This is a genomic window from Lysinibacillus sp. NPDC059133, assembly GCF_042755925.1.
Classification (GTDB): domain Bacteria; phylum Bacillota; class Bacilli; order Bacillales_A; family Planococcaceae; genus Lysinibacillus.
Window position 1 is genome coordinate 1 of record NZ_JBHZDH010000074.1, and the last position, 20,160, is coordinate 20,160.

17 protein-coding genes and 1 pseudogene are annotated in these 20,160 nt (G+C 36.3%); 10 read left to right on the plus strand and 8 right to left on the minus strand.

The features are described from left to right. Positions 1–167 precede the first annotated feature (167 nt). Both ACFXN8_RS24220 and ACFXN8_RS24225 read right to left on the minus strand, forming a co-directional pair. Positions 168–1,112, minus strand: a pseudogene (locus ACFXN8_RS24220) (M14 family metallopeptidase); the annotation flags it as partial. Between the two features lie 87 nt (positions 1,113–1,199). Beyond that, complete coding sequence (locus ACFXN8_RS24225) at positions 1,200–1,523, minus strand: hypothetical protein (protein WP_386848025.1); 324 nt, start codon at positions 1,521–1,523, stop codon at positions 1,200–1,202. A 197-nt stretch (positions 1,524–1,720) separates the two neighbouring features. Here ACFXN8_RS24225 and ACFXN8_RS24230 point away from each other — a divergent pair, with 197 nt between their 5' ends. Next, the gene (locus ACFXN8_RS24230) at positions 1,721–4,459 is read left to right on the plus strand and encodes an ATP-binding protein (protein ID WP_386848026.1); all 2,739 of its coding nucleotides are present in this window, start codon (positions 1,721–1,723) and stop codon (positions 4,457–4,459) included. A 1-nt stretch (position 4,460) separates the two neighbouring features. Continuing rightward, the gene (locus ACFXN8_RS24235) at positions 4,461–5,300 is read left to right on the plus strand and encodes a CheR family methyltransferase (RefSeq protein ID WP_376078838.1); all 840 of its coding nucleotides are present in this window, start codon (positions 4,461–4,463) and stop codon (positions 5,298–5,300) included. Positions 5,301–5,370: 70 nt separating this feature from the next. Here the strand turns inward: ACFXN8_RS24235 and ACFXN8_RS24240 are convergent, their stop codons facing one another. The 3 genes from ACFXN8_RS24240 to psiE all read right to left on the minus strand — a co-directional run bounded on the left by ACFXN8_RS24240 (position 5,371) and on the right by psiE (position 8,981). Then, positions 5,371–6,507 carry a SpoIIE family protein phosphatase gene (locus tag ACFXN8_RS24240; protein ID WP_376078836.1) on the minus strand — a complete coding sequence of 379 codons (1,137 nt, stop codon included), beginning with the start codon at positions 6,505–6,507 and terminating at the stop codon, positions 5,371–5,373. A gap of 206 nt (positions 6,508–6,713) precedes the next feature. Next, positions 6,714–7,724: a hypothetical protein gene (locus ACFXN8_RS24245; RefSeq protein ID WP_386848027.1), complete on the minus strand. Its 1,011-nt coding sequence runs from the start codon at positions 7,722–7,724 to the stop codon at positions 6,714–6,716. A gap of 801 nt (positions 7,725–8,525) precedes the next feature. Continuing rightward, positions 8,526–8,981 carry a phosphate-starvation-inducible protein PsiE gene (gene psiE, locus ACFXN8_RS24250; protein ID WP_386848028.1) on the minus strand — a complete coding sequence of 152 codons (456 nt, stop codon included), beginning with the start codon at positions 8,979–8,981 and terminating at the stop codon, positions 8,526–8,528. Between the two features lie 452 nt (positions 8,982–9,433). On the opposite strand from psiE, the gene ACFXN8_RS24255 reads away from it, so the two are divergent. Beyond that, on the plus strand, positions 9,434–9,658 hold the full coding sequence (locus ACFXN8_RS24255) for a phosphate-starvation-inducible protein PsiE (protein ID WP_376074212.1): 225 nt from the start codon (positions 9,434–9,436) through the stop codon (positions 9,656–9,658). 345 nt (positions 9,659–10,003) lie between these two features. Here ACFXN8_RS24255 and guaC read toward each other — a convergent pair whose 3' ends face one another. Next, entirely contained in the window at positions 10,004–10,987 is a 984-nt protein-coding gene (gene guaC, locus ACFXN8_RS24260) for a GMP reductase (protein ID WP_386848029.1), read from the minus strand. Between the two features lie 313 nt (positions 10,988–11,300). Between guaC and ACFXN8_RS24265 the strand changes: the two genes are divergently transcribed. Then, positions 11,301–11,720, plus strand: a complete 420-nt coding sequence (locus ACFXN8_RS24265) for a VOC family protein (protein ID WP_376074210.1) — start codon at positions 11,301–11,303, stop codon at positions 11,718–11,720. Positions 11,721–11,766: 46 nt separating this feature from the next. Here ACFXN8_RS24265 and ACFXN8_RS24270 read toward each other — a convergent pair whose 3' ends face one another. Then, the gene (locus ACFXN8_RS24270) at positions 11,767–13,716 is read right to left on the minus strand and encodes a methyl-accepting chemotaxis protein (RefSeq protein ID WP_386848030.1); all 1,950 of its coding nucleotides are present in this window, start codon (positions 13,714–13,716) and stop codon (positions 11,767–11,769) included. Between the two features lie 420 nt (positions 13,717–14,136). Between ACFXN8_RS24270 and ACFXN8_RS24275 the strand changes: the two genes are divergently transcribed. Then, positions 14,137–14,511, plus strand: a complete 375-nt coding sequence (locus ACFXN8_RS24275; RefSeq protein ID WP_376074208.1) for a VOC family protein — start codon at positions 14,137–14,139, stop codon at positions 14,509–14,511. Between the two features lie 100 nt (positions 14,512–14,611). On the opposite strand, the gene ACFXN8_RS24280 is transcribed toward ACFXN8_RS24275, so the two are convergent. Then, positions 14,612–15,358, minus strand: coding sequence for a hypothetical protein (locus tag ACFXN8_RS24280; RefSeq protein WP_386848031.1), 747 nt, complete (start codon positions 15,356–15,358; stop codon positions 14,612–14,614). A gap of 269 nt (positions 15,359–15,627) precedes the next feature. Here ACFXN8_RS24280 and ACFXN8_RS24285 point away from each other — a divergent pair, with 269 nt between their 5' ends. From ACFXN8_RS24285 to ACFXN8_RS24305, 5 genes are all read left to right on the plus strand, one after another. Next, complete coding sequence (locus ACFXN8_RS24285) at positions 15,628–16,788, plus strand: acyl-CoA dehydrogenase family protein (RefSeq protein WP_386848032.1); 1,161 nt, start codon at positions 15,628–15,630, stop codon at positions 16,786–16,788. Between the two features lie 13 nt (positions 16,789–16,801). After that, positions 16,802–17,671: a transporter substrate-binding domain-containing protein gene (locus tag ACFXN8_RS24290; protein ID WP_386848033.1), complete on the plus strand. Its 870-nt coding sequence runs from the start codon at positions 16,802–16,804 to the stop codon at positions 17,669–17,671. A gap of 164 nt (positions 17,672–17,835) precedes the next feature. Next, positions 17,836–18,543 (plus strand): amino acid ABC transporter permease, encoded by a 708-nt coding sequence (locus tag ACFXN8_RS24295; protein WP_386848034.1) that lies wholly within the window; start codon positions 17,836–17,838, stop codon positions 18,541–18,543. Between the two features lie 12 nt (positions 18,544–18,555). Then, positions 18,556–19,257 (plus strand): amino acid ABC transporter permease, encoded by a 702-nt coding sequence (locus ACFXN8_RS24300; RefSeq protein WP_386848035.1) that lies wholly within the window; start codon positions 18,556–18,558, stop codon positions 19,255–19,257. A gap of 13 nt (positions 19,258–19,270) precedes the next feature. Further along, positions 19,271–20,026: an amino acid ABC transporter ATP-binding protein gene (locus ACFXN8_RS24305; protein ID WP_386848036.1), complete on the plus strand. Its 756-nt coding sequence runs from the start codon at positions 19,271–19,273 to the stop codon at positions 20,024–20,026. The last annotated feature ends 134 nt before the right edge of the window (positions 20,027–20,160 follow it).

Here is a 20,160-nt window from a genome sequence, read left to right on the forward strand (position 1 = left end):
GTCTGCCGTTTCCAGCTCCGCGTTGGTCACAAGGCTTTAGGAGTTAAAAGCAATTAACGTGGAGTTCGCACCAATCGCTTGATACGAAGGGTATTTTCTGTTATCAATCTATGCTTCTATACAAGTTTGTATAGTTTTGTCTAAATTTGTTGTAACAGTTTAGTTACCCAATAAATCACTCTACCTTGTGTATGAAACGCCAGAACTCTGGCAAAATCGCGCTTCTTTGTTAAATCAGCCATAGCAATGGCCTCAGGCTCGGACAAAGGTTGTTGGCCTCCAAAATCTCTTGGGCCAGGTGTTTTTGGATTTCGTGCGTTTTCGAGCTCCCATTTTGCAGGAAACTGATCGTTCAAATCGACACCATGTATATTTGCCTTCCAACCAGAGAAATCGGTGCTACCGTTATTCCAAGTAATAAGCTGATTTCTTAATGCTTCGTCATTAGGTGGTCCTTGTAATACTAAATCAACACCATCGGGATTGACCATCGGAACGATAGAAAGGATTGTTTGCTGGTAAAGTGGGAGTAGGGATAAACCGCGAATTGTATTTTGATTGGTGAGAGAGAGTAAGTAGTCGTTTATAAAAGTTAAAATAATCGGAGTTGTAATCCATTCATTTGCATGAAAGGAGCCGTTATAATGGACACGCTTAGCCCCGTTCCCAATTAGTAGCTCTGGGATTTCATGCTGTAAAACAGAATGTCCAATTGTAGAGCTTTGTAGAAACGGATAAGCATCGAGTAGTTTTTTGATATCGTTCATCATGGTTGTGTAAGTATAATTTTGTTTACCATTGATGAGCCTCCGTGTGATTCGTTGGGGAATGCGAATTGTCTGCCCAATGTGTAATTGATTTGGATTTAAACCAGGGTTGACAAGCAAAATGGCCACTAATGGGAGATGTCTGCTTTGGGCTATTTGCCAAAAAGTATCTCCTTGCTTTATTTGATAATTGACTGTAACAAACCCCGGAATTCGAATGCGTTGTCCAACTCTTAAAAATTGAGGTTTAATATTTCGATTCGAATCTATAATTAGTTGAAGAGGTATTTTAAACACTTCACTAAAATGCCAAAGAGAATCCCCTGATCTTACGAAAATGTCCACAATTGTTCTCTCCTTACTATCAATTATGTCTCGGCAAAATTGGCCAATATAAAATATATATGAAAGGAATATGGGACTTATTAATTTTTAATGGCTCATCATCAAAACGTGTGGTTGATTTCCGTTCTGACTGACGCTTTGTCGCTGCCGCTTCGCTTTCGCACAGATAAAACATTTGTTGCTGCCGCTTCGCTTTCGCACAGATAAAACATTTGTCGCTGCCGCTTCGCTTTCGCGCAGATAAAACATTTGTTGCTGCCGCTTCGCTTTCGCACAGAGAACATCCGCTTCGCTGCAGGGTCTCGGGCCAAACACGATATTGGTCACGAAGGCGTTATCACAGGTTGTGATGGTTTTAGCCTTTGTTCCTCTATCGCTAATCCCCAAGGAGTCGCCCAATTTTCGCTCCAATCAACTTACTTCCATAGTAGACGTTTTAACAAAAGTCATCCACAACTTTTGATGATGAACCCTTTTAATGTGAACTTTGTTAAGTATTCTCCGCAAAGAGATTACTCTCTTAACCTAAGAGGAAGAAACTTTGTTACTTTTTGATGTACAATGATACTAGATAATAGAGTTTATGTGAGGTAAAGGTAGGAAAATAAATGTTAAATAGATTAAAGATAAGTATACGAACTAAAATTACGTTAGGCTATATTGTTATCATACTTTGTTTACTTGCATCAGTGATTATCTTAAATAATCAAATTTCCTCTCTACAAAAAGAAAGAAATTATATTATCAAGAATGATTCAAATATACATGCTTTAACCAATCGCATTGAAAAACACATTTTAGATATGGAATCGAGCCAGAGGAGTTTTGTTATTTCAGGTGAATCAAGCTATTTAGAGTCATATAATGAATCTGATGAGAAATGGGAATCTGATTTTAATGAACTTTATCAGATTGTAAAAAATAAACCAACAAAACAGAAGTTAAATGAGATAAAGGCAACGATAGAGCATTGGGTTACAACATTTGGTGAACCTTCCATTAAACTTAAAAAAGAAAAAAATGTGGGGGCATTAGGGGAACTCTATAAGGTAGGTACAGGTCCTAGAGACATAGAAACAGTACGAGATCAGTTTGAATCACTTCGTTCAGAGATAATTGCAACGATGCAAGCCAAAGTAAACGAGTTGGACAAAAAAAATAGTATAGTAGCACTTACACTGCTTGGCATACTTGTATTTATCTCAGTTGTTGCGATTATCATTGCAAGTGGTATTTCTCGTTCAATCGTAAAAACGTTAACAGAGGTTACACGAACAATCCAAGAAATCACTGCTTCCAAGAGCAATCAAAAAGGACGAATTCATGTTAGCACAAATGATGAAATCAATGCTCTTGCAGTCGCTACAAATGAGTTGTTGGATGCGCTTGAGAGAAGAGAATGGCTACAGTTGAATATCGCAGAAATTGTCACAAAATATCAAGGTATTTCTGCTATAACCAAATTAGCTGAAACCTTCCTTTCAGAAATAGCGCAAAAAACGCAGTCTTCCCTTGGCGCATTTTATGTTCGTGAAACTACTGATAATCATATACAGTTTGTAAAAAAAGCTGCTTTTGCGGACGCAACGGATAACATTGGAATTGAGAGCTTTAAACTGGGACAAGGCTTGATTGGACAATGTGCTTTAGAAAAAAAGGTTTTAATTTATAATGATATTCCAGAAGATTTCCGTTTAATAGGCACTGGTTTAGGGAAAGTACCGCCAAAAGGTATTTTTATCGTCCCTATTATATTTGAAAATGACGTAATCGCTGTTGTTGAATTAGCTACAATAACTAGCTTTAATGAGCTGCAGCAGGAATTAGTGAAGCAAGTTATCGAAACCTTTGGATTAACGATCAACAGTGTCCTAGGGCGTATGGAAATTGTCCGTTTATTGAACGAGTCAAGAGCTATGACAGAGGAATTACAGGCACAATCTGAAGAGCTTCAGACACAATCAGAAGAATTGCAGATGCAAACAGAGGAACTGACAATGATTAATGACCAATTGGAAGAAAGAACAAAAGAGGCAGAGTTAAAGTCGAGAGAATTAGAACAAGCTAAAAAAGAATTAGAGGAAAGTGCGGAACAGTTGTTACTAAATTCAAATTATAAATCTGAGTTTTTAGCCAATATGTCACATGAACTACGAACGCCACTGAATAGCATATTAATTTTATCTGAAATGTTAGCTGAAAATAGCCAAAATACTTTATCAGAAGAGGAAGCTGAATTTGCAAAGGTTATCCATTCTTCAGGGGAAGATCTACTGGCATTAATTAATGATATTTTAGATTTATCAAAAGTTGAGGCAGGTAAGCTGGATATTAGTTTTGATGAAATGAATATGAGTGAGGTTCCTGTACAAATCGAGCAAACTTTTGCGCCTGTAGCAACGAAAAAAAATCTACAATTCTATATTTCGAAAGACGAAAATGTAGTCGATATTTTCTATACTGACGAACAAAGATTCCAGCAAATATTGAAAAATTTATTATCAAATGCCTTTAAATTTACAACACAAGGCTCAGTTCATCTTGACATTAAACAGCTTAGTGAAGAACAGTTAACAAATAATATGCAGGATGTTAGTGCTGACTGGTTAGAGATCATAGTTTCCGATACAGGAATAGGGATTCCGAAGGACAAGCATCAGCTTATTTTTGAATCATTCCAACAGGCTGATGGGGCAACAGTACGTAAATACGGTGGAACAGGTCTTGGCTTGTCCATTTGTAAAGAGCTTGTGGGATTACTTGGCGGCTGGATTTCTTTACAAAGTAGTGAAGGGCAAGGTAGTACATTCACACTAACAATCCCAAGCTTGCCAAATGGCATCGAAGAGCAAAAACGTCTTGAACTTGCTATTCATGAAGTAGGGGCTACTAATGAATTAGAAGAGCTAATGGAAGTACTATCGGAAACTCAGGACTTCTCTCAACAAGAGGTAGAAGTTTTTCAAGGGAAAAATATTTTAATTGTAGACGATGATTACCGTAATATATATGCATTAAAAAACGCACTCGAAAAACGAGGTATGAATATCTTAGTTGCCAAAGATGGGATAGAGTGTTTAGATATTATGCAAGCTAATGATGAAATTGATCTTATTCTGATGGATATCATGATGCCGAATTTGGATGGCTATGAAACGATGTCGATTATACGCAAACAAATGAAGATTACGGATTTACCGATTATCGCTTTAACAGCGAAGGCCATGAAAAATGACCGAGATAAAACATTAGAGGCTGGTGCTTCAGATTATATAAGTAAGCCATTAAATTTAGATCAATTAATATCCGTTTTAAGAGTATGGCTAGTTTCTAAAGGGAGTTTATAAAATGGACCGATTTCCTTTGCAGCAAAAAAAACATACAGATTTAGAAATTGATTTGTTACTTGAGGCTATTTATCGTTTATCGGGATTTGATTTTCGACAATATAATCGTTCTTCTATATTACGAAGGGTTTATAGTAGGATGAGGATGAGTAATATTCCAACCATTTCTCGTGTACTTGAAAAAGTAATACACGAAAATGATTTTTTAGAGCAACTATTGAATGATTTTTCTATAAATGTGACTGAAATGTTCCGTAACCCTAGTTTTTTTAAGGCTTTTCGCCAAGAGGTTGTACCGCATCTAAGAGATTACCCTGAAATTCGGATATGGCATGCAGGATGTGCCACGGGTGAGGAAGTATACTCCATGGCTATTTTGCTACAGGAAGAAGGGTTAATGGATCAAGCCGTTATTTACGCTACGGATATGAACGAACAAGTATTGGAAGAGGCAAAAAAAGGAGTATTTCCGATTAACAAAATGCAGGCATATACGAAAAACTATATGCTTGCAGGCGGCATCCATGCTTTTTCCGAATACTATAAAACAGATTATCAAAATGCTTATTTCCATCCGTCACTGTTAAAAAACATTATATTTGCACAGCATAATTTAGTAACAGATCAATCGTTTAATGAATTTCATGTCATTATGTGCCGAAATGTTTTAATTTATTTTTCACCTGAGTTACAAAACCAGGTGCATCATTTGTTTTCCGAAAGTCTAAGTGATAATGGATTTTTATGCTTAGGAGATAAAGAGACACTCCGATTTGAAGATATTATTTCAAAATATAAAGAAATCGTAGGCAATGAAAAAATATATCAGAAGATAAAGTAAGATAAAAAATAGGCTGTTGTCCAAGTTTCTCCACAGTAAAGACTTAGGCAACAGCCACTTTTTATGTAGTTTACCGTGCCTGTATCATTAATACACACATATCATCTGGTTGATTCCCTTGTTTCTCCATAGGCAGTAAATGGTCAATCAGACGTCGAGAATGATCCCATTTCGTAGATATTAGTGTTTGTAAATGCTTCTCGGATTCCATTTCACATGGTCCCATTGCCTCTAACACACCATCCGTATATAAAATAATTTGTACTTCCTCATTGTATTGAATGCATTGCTTTTGTACGTTGATCTCATCGAAAAAGCCGACTGCACAGCTTCCTTGATTTAAATGTACGAGCGTCTTTTCGTCAACTAGAGCATAGCCAGAAGGATGACCAGCGTTCACATATTCAATGGTTTTTTGTTCTGTATCTATCACTAAATAAATAGCTGTGAAATAAAAAAGATTGTCCTCTTTTCCGTTTCGTAAAAGTGTCATATAACGGTTTAACTCTTTTATAACTAATTCAGGATCTTCTAATTGTTTAACAGCTTCTCTTAGGACAGAGGAGATAAACATACAAACAAGCGCTGCAGGGATACCATGTCCCATCATATCAAGCAAAATGATAGCATATCGATGATCATTTATTTTATGCCAATAATACATATCCCCTGCTAAATTAGAAGAAGGAAGATAAGAGACCTCTATTTGAATAGTAGCCTCATTTAAAGGGGCGCTCAAAAGGCTTCTTTGTACGTGTGTGGCTAAATCTAATTCGTATTGTATTTTCTTTTCTTGCTGAGTATGCCAATCTAATTCAGCTTTCAATCGTAAAGCAACTCGAATTCTAGCAAGAAGCTCGGTTTTATTAATGGGCTTCGTAATATAATCAACTCCACCGATATCAAGTGCTTCGGCGAGCGTGTTTTTATCTTCTAGAGCTGTGACAAAGATAATTTGGATATTTTTTAATCGTTCATTTTGTTTAATACGTTTACAGGCCTCAATACCGTCTATTTCAGGCATCATAATATCTAATAAAATTAAATCTACTGAATTTCCTGTTGAATTTGGTACATCTAACTGTAAATAATCAAAAAGCTCATAGGCAGATGTTAGAGAAACACAGTTATCATAACCTGCATTTTTTAATATTTTTTCAATTACAAATAGATTGACTTGATTGTCATCTACAAGAAGAATGGTCATAATTATTTCCCCTTATTTTGTCTGAATTAGTGCAGATTATTTATGAATGTATTTAATAAAACTCTCAACTTTATTATACAAAACATTAGAGAATAACGGTATTTTGAGCGATGGGGGAGTTTTTATATGTTTTTTAGTAGGTAGTAAAATAGATGAATAAGTATAGGGCCAACAAGAAAGAGTCAGCCCCAAAACGTATTTTCTTTTCAAATTTTAGCCTTTTTAAAGCCACTATAAATATCAAATGCATTTGCTATGATGGCGATAGCAATGCTTACGAATAATATTCGATCTATAGCAATCAAAATCTTAGCAGAGGTCGTTTCCGTAATCGCAGCGATATAAGGTATAGCGGGACTGTGTATGAGATCAGGGTGAATAGCCATGAGAATAAAAACAATGATTCCTGTACATTGAAGAAGAGCATTAGCTACGGCAATTAACATTGTCCATTGGCCAGCCTTCAATTTCCATAATGTTAAAGCTACACTTAAAATGATACAAATTAAAATAATCGGTGCAAAGGAGAGTAAGACATCCTGCTTGAATATAGGCATAACAAATTTAAAGCCACCTTTATTGTGTGAGGTATAGATTCCTATAAGGTGATGAGCATTGAAATAGACAAAGGAGAAGATAGCGATACCTAAGAAACTAAAAATATTATCATTAAGTGAAATCGTTTTTTCCTTAGGAATTATTTTAACTTTAGCTAAATCATCAGGTGTCCATTCTGGATGGTTTTTTATAAGGGGTATTCGAATATTATTTCCTTCAGATCGTTCTATGACAATGAAAGTAACTGTAATCCAGAATAGTACGTAGATGATTACTGAAATAATATGAGCGATAGTTATAGAAATAGTTTTAATAATAGCAGACAGAAGAGCACCACCTTCTTCACTATAAAGCACAATACTTTCTATCATCTGTACAATAACTGTAATAATAATCGCCCAAGGAACAACTAATTTTATGGTCCTTATATAAGTGTCAAACACTTTTGGACCGATTAATAATCGTGGTGTGTTTTGATAGCTTGCTGCAACTTCTACAGGATTTCCTAGCGTTTTAAGCACTTCCTTTATATCTGATTCTGAATAATCTTCAGGTAACATATTTTCAATAGTAGATTTTAACTCTAGACTGATTTCATCACGTTTTTCTTTGTGGATCCTTTTAGTTACTTCATGAATATATGCATCAATCAGATTCATTCTTTCCGTCTCCCTTCAATAATTCATGCTGTCCAAAGTCCATAACGCCATCCCATTTTGAGTTGTTCATAAAAAAACAATCCGTATGTGCTCAACACATCATAGATCCGAGCTTTGCCTTTGTTTGTAGCCCAGCTGCTTGTAATCACCGCCTGATGCCCTAATCGACAAGACCATGATAATATTGTGCGCAGTTCATTGTTACTGCCAGTTAGAGATACTGAATAAGGATCTAGCTATTAAACGGTTTATGTAGTTGACTTAAAACAACAAGCACTTATGTACCACCTTATAATTCCTTTCTGTATCCATCTAATAAGGAGGGCTCACCTTAATTACTTCAGGTTTTAATGCAATCAACAGACAGTATTATTTACACGTGGTAATATATGTTATTATCAAGGACTGAAATTAATGTAAAAAAAAGCATGCTTAATAATAAATTTAGTGTAGGATGGGGATGTATATGAGAATCGTTGAAAAATTATTGAAGGAAGAAGATTTTATACATCAGAAGGGTAGTTTACAGCCAACAAGAGAGTAGTTAAAGGACCTCTTATACACAATCAAAACAATGATGCATCATTTTCAGTATTATGGGCTACGGGAAGATTACAAACTAGTTGGTGGGAATGTGACTCCGTGATTTTGAAATGAAACTTCATTCCAATGACAGGAGTCGAGCTAATTTGTAGTTGATTTCCTTCATGAAAAAGAAAAGATTGCCAACGAATAAATAGCTCGTTTTTCTAAGGTTCAAGTGTTTTGCTTACTGTAATAAAGCAATTCCACAGTAGAAAGCTATTGTTCTTTTTTCATAAAGAGGGCAGAGCGTACAGGTCGTTCCAATGGCGTAATATTAATAATAAAATAGCTAATAATTAATATTAAAATAATAAGTGAATAAATTAAGGTGTTAATGGGGTGGTCATGCTCTACGATAATTAATCGAATCATGGCCGTAATTCCTATATATATAAAGTACCTTAGTGGAAAATGATAATTCTCTTTAAAATATTTAATGATCATCGTGATAAATTCAAAATACAAGAAGAAAATAAGAATATTAGCGAGGAAAAGCTTATAGTCTCCGCCATTGTTGTTGAATAATAAAATTTTAAGGAATTGAATGAGTTCTTTGCAAAGTAGGAAGGATAAAATGAGCGCTAGAAGTACAAGGCAAACATTTAGAAAGAATTGTAAAGATTTCGGTACAGCCTTTATTATTTGTAAGTAAGTTAAGTTCTTTTGGTTCACAGAATTCCTCCAATCTTGTAAATCGTCCTAAGTGAATATGAAAAACTAAATAGAGAACACATAATCATATGGTTGAGCGTCATCATTTTATGATTCGAATATAACATTTTATCGTAAATGTATATGTGTATATTTGTAAAGTTTTGGTGTATATTGGATTATCACCAAAAGCTGTGGATGATATTTGTTAAAACGTATGTTATGTATATAGGTTGATCTTCGTTACGGCTGGGCGACTCCTTGGGGATCAGCAATAGAGGAACGAAGGCTAAAACCATCACGTCCTGTGATAACGCCTTCGTGACCAACATCATGTTGGCCCAGTCGGAACGGAAATCAACGACACGTTATGGTGATGAGCCTATATATTCGCGAAAGAAAGTTTTCAAAAAAAATTAGCTGTATGCTAAAATAGATGTGCATGAATATAAAATTTAAAAGGGGTTTTTAAAATGGCTAAAGCAGCAAAAACAGATGCAAAAATTACACCAGAGCGTTTAGAAGAAGCATTAAACGTACGTGATCGTCTTATTATCGAGTTATTAGTACAAGTACTTGATGAAAAGCTTGTAATTGAACGTCCAGTATTACGTGAGCGTGTAGCAAACCTTGTAGACCTTTCTGATCATGATGCAGAATTAAAAGAAACGATCCACGCTGTTATTAACAAACTATAATCTTAAGGAAAATGCTACACGTAATCGGTAGCATTTTTTCTTTTGCTGAAAAGGTGTATTTTCAAATAATCGGTCAGCCAAGAGCCGAGAGCCAAGAACGCTCGGGCAGTCCAAAGAAGTGATCAGGTAGGAGCGAAAACGGCTCGGGTAGTCTGAAGAAGTGATCAGGTAAGAGCCAACCCTGCTCGGGTAACCCGAAGAATAAATCGGTTAAGAGGCTAACCAAGAACCACCTCAATTGCTCAGCGCAGACCTATATAAAACTCCTGCAGATTAGAGAAGACGAAATCCAAAGAAAAACCCAAACAAGAATTTGTGCCATTCTTGTTTGGGTTTCCTTCGTTGTTAGTATACTTTATCTCCATTAAAAATAGAGTTTTTCACAATTACATAATCTACATTTCGAATGGCATCTAGTTTATTGCCACCTGCATAGGAAATAGATGATTGAAGATCTTGCTGCATTTCAATTAAAGTATCTTTGATGCTGCCTTTATGTTCAACAAACATCTTTTTACCTTCAACATTTTTACGTTCGCCTTTTTGGAATTCAGAAGCAGATCCGAAGTATTCCTTCACAGTTTTACCGTCGATTTCGATTGTTTCACCAGGTGACTCCTCGTGACCTGCAAATAATGAGCCAATCATCACCATTGAAGCACCAAAGCGAACCGATTTTGCAATATCACCATGTGTACGAATACCACCATCAGCGATAATTGGCTTCGTTGCAGCTTTTGCACACCAGCGCAGTGCAGCTAGCTGCCAACCACCTGTACCAAAACCAGTTTTGATTTTAGTAATACATACTTTACCTGGTCCAATACCAACTTTTGTTGCATCTGCACCAGCATTTTCAAGTTCACGTACTGCTTCAGGTGTGCCCACGTTACCAGCAATCACAAAGCTAGTTGGTAGATGTTTTTTAATATGCTGAATCATACGAATGACAGCATTTGAATGACCATGTGCAATATCGATTGTCATAAAATCAGGCACTAAATTAGCAGCTGCTAATTCTTCAATAAATGTGTATTCTTCATCTTTTACACCAACACTAATTGATGCGATTAAGCCACGAGCTTGCATATCTTTGATGAAATCGATACGTGTCTCTGGATTAAAACGGTGCATGATATAAAAGTAACCGTTTTCAGCAAGCTTCACAGCAAGATTTTCGTCGATAATTGTTTGCATGTTTGCTGGTACAACAGGAAGCTTGAATGTATGACCGCCTAAAGTAACAGAAGTATCACATTCTGAGCGACTTTCTACAATGCATTTTGCGGGAATTAGTTGAATATCCTCATAGTCAAATACGTTATCCATTATAAACACTCCTAAAATACGAATATTTTTTAAGTTTTGATTTAAATTGTTCGTCATTTGGTAATTTACATTATTTTCGAGTAAATGTCAAAGCTTTTATCTAAATTAATAAAAAATTGGCAGGAAAGAACAGGAATTAAGCGAAATTTACAGATATATCATTTTCCGTTATAGGATTAAAAGTCGGAACGGAAATCAACCACACGTTATGGTGATAAGCCGTTTTTTGATCGGTTTTATCTAAAATTTGTACTATTATTTGTTATCCATGTAAAATAGAATTGTTTCGAAAATGACAAAGGGAGTGTTGGAAATGGCAGTAGAGGTTTATTTAATTTTTAATGGAAATTGTCGAGAGGCTGTATCTTTTTATGAGAAAGCTTTTAATACAAGCAAGCCTGAAATTATGACATTTGGAGATTCACCACAGAATCCAAGTTATCCGTTACCAGAGGAAGCAAAAGATCTTGTCATGCATACGCGACTTTCGATTTTCGGTAGTACTGTAATGTTCTCAGATACGTTTCCGGGCAACCCATTCACGATTGGAAACAATGTAACGTTAGCCGTTGTCTCAGACGATGAGGCACAGATGCGCAAAGCTTTTGATAGCCTTAAAGATGGTGGCAAGGTTACGATGGAGCTACAAGAAACGTTTTGGAGTAAATGTTATGGCTCCCTTACTGATAAATTTGGTGTTGAATGGCAATTTAGTTATGAGGAAAATAAATAAAGTTACTATTAAAAAGCACGATGTTTCTAACATCGTGCTTTTCTTTTTAGTATTTAAAACGATTCACATAGCTTTGTAATTCATCAGCCATATCGAGAAGTGCTTTTGAGGCTGCAGCCATATCCTGCATCGAAGACAACGTTTGTTCAGTAGAAGCGGCAACTTCCTCTGACGCTGCTGCATTTAATTTAGCATGATCTGTTAGCTCTATAGCTGTTGCAGAAACTTCTTCGACTACTGCTGACATCTCCTGAGCAGATGCAGATATATCCTCCATTTTCGGAGCAATTTCGTGTAGACCCTTAATGATACTTGCAAACTTTTTACTTGTATCTTCTGTTAGCTGTAAACCATCCTGGACATCCGCTGAAGTCTTCATCATTGTTTGAACAGACTTAGCCGTATCTTGCTGAATGCCAGCAATTAGTGCAGCAATCTGCTCTGCTGATTGCTGGGATTGTTCTGCTAACTTCCGCACTTCATCGGCGACTACTGCAAAGCCTTTCCCGTGTTCTCCAGCTCGCGCTGCCTCAATAGCAGCATTAAGGGCAAGCAGATTTGTTTGATTTGAAATAGCGCTAATAATTTCTAAAATAGAACCAATTTCTTTTGTTCGATCATACAGTGATTTAATCATCGTATCCGAGTGTGTCACAGATTCATGAATAGAAATCATTTGATTAACAGTTTGTTCTACTGCTTGACCACCTTCGTCGGCCAATTTTATAGCATAGCTCGATAAATCTGAAATCTGCATAGAGCTATCAGCGACCTCGACGACTCCTTTTGCGATTTCCTCAATAGAAGCAGCATTTTGGTCAATACCCATAGTTTGTTTTTCTGTACTAATAGCAACTTGTTGCATAGCTTCCGTAACTTGCTCTGAAGCAGCTATATTTTGTTCGGCATTTGCAGATAAGCCATGCGCTGAAGTTTGTACATGTTGGGAGCTTTGATCAACGTTACGAATAAGGCTTTTTAAGTTAACCTTCATGTCGATAAAGGCTTCCCCAAGCTGTCCAATCTCGTCTTTAGAATGAATGTCAATAAAAGCTGTTAAATCGCCCTCGCTAATTTTTATAGCGCTTTGTTTAAGTCGATTGATCGGATTAACGATTGATTTTATCATGAATAGCATAAAAATAATGCCAACAATAATAGAAATAGCGATAATCATTAAGTTGACATTAAATGTCGAGGCAGCAGCAGTTGCAGCCTCGGCTGTAAACATTGTACCCACAACTTTCCAGCCCGTTAGCTTATTTGTAACAAATTGTAGCTGACGATTTTTTTCTATAATGGTACCACTATCTTGTTCATAGATTTTAGTGATATAGCTTTCTGTTGCTTCAGCACCACTTTCTTTATCTGGTTGGGCAATATAAATTTTATTACTATCTAAAAGTGAAGCAAAGCCGGTTTCTCCAATGCGTATATCATTCGTGATGGTACTTAGTGTAGAAATATTTACATCTAACCCTATGACCCCAGAGCCGTCTGGTAAAGCCTGAGTAATCGTAAGAACGATATCACCTGTAGTCTGTGTAATGTATGGTGCTGTAATGGATACTTGGTTTTTGTTATCTAGGGCTTGCTTATACCAAGATCTTGTACGAGGGTCAAACCCACCAGGGTATTTTTGAGCAGGCTCATCCAGTAGTCTGCCATCAGAGGTTCCGATATAAATTAGCTCCACCTCTGGATGCATGTTCATGTATTCGTGGAATAGAGATTTAAGTTCTGTAATTTTACCTTCTTGTAAATAAGATTGATTGAGCTTGTTTGAAAAATATTGAACGTCTTTCACTTTTGGCTCAATCGTGTTAGTAATATTCGTATTAAGCATGCGCACACTCTCAGTTGCACTTGCTTGTTGTTCTTTTGAAATTTGCTTTCCAGCACTGTGGTAAGACACAATTCCAATTAACAGTGTTGGGATGAGAAGCATTGCTAAAAACGAAAAAATGAGCTTTTTCCTTAAACTTAGTTGTTTCACTTGAATTATCCTCACTATGAAATTAGTATTTTAAACTTTGTTTTATCACCGAATATGGAGTATGTAATAATGCCTTAGTGACCAATCTCCTGCCGCTGTCGCTACGTTAACACTACGCTTTCGCACAGACAAAACACGTTGCTGCTGTCGCTACGTTAACACTACGCTTTCGCACAAAAAAACATCTATTGCGCTAAGAGGCTCATCGACTCAATCCTTATGGTGATAAGTCTATCCTTTACCGTTTATGAGGTAAATAATAGATAACTAGGATCATTTTATCAAAAATAAAATAAAAGTTAAGCATTTTGTAATATCTGTGCATTAATTGTAGAAATCATCAACACCGATAACCGTTAGATGACATATAAAGCTACTTTTTGATATATACTAATGCTCAAAAGAGGAGGGAATCGTTTCATGATTCGACAAATTGGACAAGTAATGTTATATGTAAATGATCAGGATACTGCCGTGAAGTTTTGGACAGAAAAAGTTGGATTTGTAGTAGTTGCTGACCAGGAAGAAGGAGGAGTACGTTGGATTGAAATTGCTCCAACTAAAGAAGCTCAAACTACCTTTGTTCTTCACAATAAAGAAATCATTGCAAAAATGCAGCCGGAATTAAATTTAGGGACACCTTCTATTATGTTTTATGCAGATCATATAGAAAATTTATATCAGGATTTTCAAGCAAAGGGCGTAAAAGTAGGAGATTTAGTAATGATGCCAATGGGTAGGGTTTTTAATTTTGCTGATCACGAAAATAATTATTTTGCATTGGTAGAAAAATAAACCTTGTCCTACCTAGAAGAAGCAAGTTTGAATCTGTCCAATTTCGATTGCGGAAATCGGACAGATTCTTGCTTTTTCCCCTAAATAAGTACAGGGATATTTATTTTAAATCTTCTCCAAAAATCCCTACAGTTTGACGGTCAACTATAAATTCATGACCATCCCATTTCAAAATATTTTCTACATAACCTAATCCATCGGCATGAAATCTGCCTGCAATAGCCTGATACGCTAAAATCTCATATATGCCATCACGTTCATAATCTACTGGATACAATCCGCTGATTGGATCTACCCATCCTTCAATAGGCTGCTTTAGTGTACCGTCTTGATTATAAATTTCCGCTAAATAATCTGTACCCTTGTATTGTAAATCGATGATATATTGCTTTTTGGGATTCATGCTACGAACGGCTATTTTATATTGATTTTGATAATTAACAGTGTACTTTAGCTTATTATTAAACGTTTCGGCATCGAAAATTGAGCGTGTTTTTCCGTTTATTGAGGCAAATATTTCGCCGTTGATAATACCTCCACTACCTCCTGTATCAGAAATAGCTAAAATATCTTCTAGATGATTCCCGGTAAAGTCACCTAAAAATATAGTTGGGTTATAGCCGACGCTTTGTTTTAGCATTATTTTTTCGAATTGGTGCGTCTGTCCGTAAAAAATAGCAAGCGTTAGGTTTTTCCACAAAGGGCTATCTGAAGTTTTAGTCCCCATCAAAAGAACAGTTTCAAGTAAGCCATCACCATTAATATCGCCAAATTTCGTCTGAATAACCTGAGGAGTCATAGGTGAAATAGCCATATTCTTCAAAGATGGATTTATATTATTAGTCATACATGCACCTCTTTCTATAGTGGTAGCATATGTTATAAACAGAGCTTGGTGAAAAAAGAAGACGTGTTAGTAATGGATATAAAACTTATAAAAAAACTTATAATTAACCCATTGACATTTTTAAATGCGAAAAGTATTATAAGTGTCAACGAATCAGAAAATTCAGTACCACGCATTCTCTTGCTACAAAACGTAGTTAGAGATTTTTTACAACATTAATCCTTAGTAAATATATATGTTTTATACATTTTGGGAAGAAGGAGATTTTCTTGAAGAATTTATTTGTTAAAACAAAGCAACAACAGTATTGGCTCGATCAGCTAGCGTCTATTTCTGAGTCAATCCAGGCTGAGGCTAAAGAAGTAGATGAACAATCTCGTTTTCCATTCGAAGCACATAAACTACTTCTGCAAATTGGTTATCCAAAACTAACTTTACCGAAAGAATATGGCGGTGAAGGATTATCAGTCTATGATATGGTACTCGTTCAAGAAACGTTAGCAAGCTACGACGAGAATGCTTCACTCTCACTAGGGTGGACATTAGGTGTTATAGGCGAACTATATGAGAAAAAGCTATGGACAGACGATTTACTAAGTTCATTTGCTCAGGAAATAAAGAACGGAGCAATTATAAATAGGGCTGCGAGTGAAGCGGCAACTGGTAGTCCAACACGTGGAGGGCGACCAGGAACAAATGCTGTGTCAAAAGAGGCAGGTTGGCTCTTAAATGGACGTAAAATCTTTACGACAGCCTCCCCGGTACTAGATTACTTTTTAACATCAGCGTGGATTGAGGAGAAAAATCAAATTGGTTACTTCCTTATTCATAAAGATGCCCAAGGGCTTTCAATTGAAGAAAACTGGGAAATGTCCGCAATGCGAGGCACAAGCAGTCATGACCTAGTTTTAAAAGATGTGATAGTCCCTTCAAATCATTTAGTAGAGTTACCGGGTCACCCAAGTGGTGGCAAGATAAATGGTTGGATGCTACATATACCGGCAACATACTTAGGGATTGCGCAGGCAGCTCGTGATTATGCACTGCATTTTGCCAATCATTATCAACCTAATAGTTTAAATGCTCCAATTAGTACATTACCAAATGTGCAGCAACTTCTAGGTGATATTGAATTGAAGCTATATCAAGCGCGCTTTGTACTGTATGGGGTTGCCGAAGCTTATGATGACCCAGCTAGACGTGAGCTTTTGGTAAATGAAATGGCAGTTGCTAAGCATACGGTAACAAATTTGGCGATTGAAATCGTCGATAAGGCAATGCGTGTAGTAGGAGCTAAAAGCCTACAATTAACAAATCCATTACAGCGCTACTATCGAAATGTTCGTGCAGGACTTCATAATCCACCGATGGATGATATGACAATTATTAAATTGGCAAAGGCAGCAATTGAACAAAACAATGGAGAATAAGGGGAAATGACATATGTTTAAACAAAAGAAAAAGATTTTCCAATTGGCAGCAATCGGGTTGGCTTCACTTGCTATTTTAGCGGGCTGTAATTCAGGTGAAGCTTCAGATAAAGACTCAGAGGATGGCGCGAAAGTACGTACAGTGAAGGTTGCATATGATCAGGCATCTAAGCCTATTAGTTATATTGATGATAACGGAAATCCAACAGGTTACGATGTGGAAGTCATGAAGCTAGTAGATGAAATGTTACCTGACTATAAGTTTGAATTTGTAGGGACTACTAGTGATGATTTACTAATTGGTGTTGAGCAAGGGAAATATCAAGTAGGAATTAAAAATGCTTTCTTTACACAAGAACGTACGGAAAAGTTTATTTTCCCTAAAGAATTTTTAGGCTTAAGTAGTGCGGGTTTAGTATTACGTAAAGAGGATGAAGGTGTGAAAAATTTAACTGACTTTGCGAAAAAAGGTTATTCATTAGCACCAATTGCTGCGAATAATGCTCAATACACAATTATTGATGAATATAATAAAGCCAACCCAGACAATCAAGTGAAATTACAGGCTGGAGATGCGTTCACTGTCGATGTTGTGCAATGGGTAAATGAAAAACGTGTCGATGGCGGTGTGATGATTGAAGGTCCATTTAAACAACAAGTTTTAGCAGAAGATGGCCCCTATCATAATTTAAAGGATGACGTAGTTTACAACGAATTTGCCGTTATTAAAACATGGCCGTTATTCAATAAAAAGGAACAAGAATTTGCTGATGCTTACGATAAAGCTATAGCAAAAATTAAAGAGCAAAAGAAAACAAATGAATTAAGCACTAAGTTTTACGGTCGAGATTTATTTGAAGTGTTAGAAACTGTGAAGCGCTAATAGGCGGTAGCTGATCAAAGGAGATACCTCTTTGAAAAGAAAGTGTTACAGCTACTACCAAATAAAAGGCTGTTGAGTCAGTATACTCAGCAGTCTTTATTAATACAGAGAGAACTATTACTTTTTGCTGTAGTCCAGACATTTATATAAAAGTTGGTGAGGAAATGGAAAAGTATTTTGATGCATCATACATTTGGAACTCAATTCCTGTATTATTGCCGTTTTTAAAAGTTACCTTCTTAATTGCAGGGTCTTCCATTGTACTAGGCACAATATTTGGCTTACTATTAGCGACTGCCAAGTTAAGCTCAATAAAATTGCTGCGAAAATTAGCGAACTTATATACAACGATTATGCGTTGTACACCATCTATCGTCTTATTATTCCTCGTATATTATGGTGTTCCAGCGTTAGCGGAAAACTTCGGCATAAATCTCCATGCAATCGAAACAGCCATTTTCGTAGTCGTAACGTTCACTTTACAGTTTGCTGCGATTATGTCAGAAGTTATTCGTTCTGCTTATTTAGCGATTGATAAAGGGCAATTTGAAGCGGCTGTTAGTGTGGGATTGACGCCATTTCAAGCCTATCGACGTATTGTTTTCCCACAGGCACTCGTGATCGCTTTACCGAACTTTGGGAATGGAATGATTGCGTTATTACAAGAAGGGGCGCTCGCTTATACAATCGGCTTAATTGATATTGTAGGAAAGGCAAATTTAATTATCGCAAGTAATATTAATGCACATGCATTAGAAATATATATTGCTTTAGCGATTGTTTATTGGGTGCTGTCGATTATTATCGAAAAATTCTTCGCTATGCTAGAAAAGTTCTTTGGTAAGGGGAAAAAGACATTAGAAACAACGTAAGGAGGCGAAACCATGAATTATCAATTTTTAGTTGAAACATTTTTTGTTGCATTATCAGGTGTACCTATCGCACTCCTTGTGACAATTGTTGCTATGCTTATTGCTCTACCACTTGGCTTTCTACTAGCACTAACACGGGTCAATAAAATCCCAGTGATCCACCATATAGCAAAAATTTATGTCTCCTTTGTCCGAGGTACACCTATAATCATTCAAATCTTTATTATTTATAGTAGTATCCCGTTACTACTTAAAATGATTTTTGAAAAATATAATATTGCCTATGATATTTATAAAATCAATCCGATTTGGTATGCATTTATCGTCTTCGCATTTAGTACAACGGCAATTTTAATTGAGGTATTTCGTTCTGCTTTAAGTACGATTGAAAAAGGTCAGCTAGAGGCTGCTCATGCAGTAGGCTTATCAACATTTCAAGCTTATCGCCGTATTATTATTCCACAGGCTTTAGTAGTAGCGATGCCAAATATTTGTACGGCTACAGTCAATCTCATTAAAGCGACGTCTTTAGGTTATGCAATGTCCTTACCTGAAATTACATTAAAGGCTAAGGTAGCTGCCAATGTTGGCTACAATTATGTCGAAGCATATATTGATATTTTCATTGTGTACTTAATTTTATGTAGTACAGTTGAATACATTTTTAAACGATATGAAAAACATTTAAGTAAATTCAAAGTGGTAAAAGCCTAAGGGGTGAACGAGTATGTTAGAAATTAAAAATATCCATAAATCTTTTGATGACAATGAAATTTTAAAGGGTGTCGATTTAGCCATTGATAAAGGAGATGTTGTTGTTATTTTAGGTCCAAGCGGCTCAGGAAAAACGACATTATTACGTTGCATTAACTTTTTAGAAAAAGCCGACCAAGGACATGCGACATTTGGTGATATCCAAGTAGATTTTCAAAATGTGAAGAAGAAGGACGTACATTCCATTCGGCAACGTGTAGCCTTTGTATTCCAAAACTACAATCTTTTTACGAATAAAACAGCGCTAGAAAATGTGACAGAAGGGCTTATTATAGGACGTAAAATTCCAAAGGCAGAAGCCATTGAAATTGGCAAAAAGGCGCTTGATAAAGTAGGTTTATCAGAAAAATATGATGCCTATCCAAGTCAATTGTCTGGAGGTCAGCAACAGCGAGTTGGTATTGCACGAGCAGTAGCGTTAAATCCTGATATTATTTTATTTGATGAACCGACTTCTGCACTTGATCCAGAGTTAGTAGGAGAGGTCCTTCAGGTTATGAAGAATATTGCCGCAGAGGGAACAACGATGCTTGTTGTCACTCATGAAATGGGCTTTGCAAAAGACGTAGCAAACCGTGTGATTTTTATGGACGGTGGTATCGTTGTAGAAGAAGGAAGCCCTCATGATATATTTGTTAATCCGAAAGAGGAACGCACGAAGAAATTCTTAAAACGTGTTATTCCAGAGGATTATACTTACTACATTTAACTTCGATGATAAAAGAAGAGAATCTGCAAGCCTTCCATGTAATATGGTACCTGTAGTTAGGACACTTGAAAAAGAGTGTGCTAACTGCGGGTATTTTTTATATACTAGACTTTCAAGATTAAAGGACGAACTAG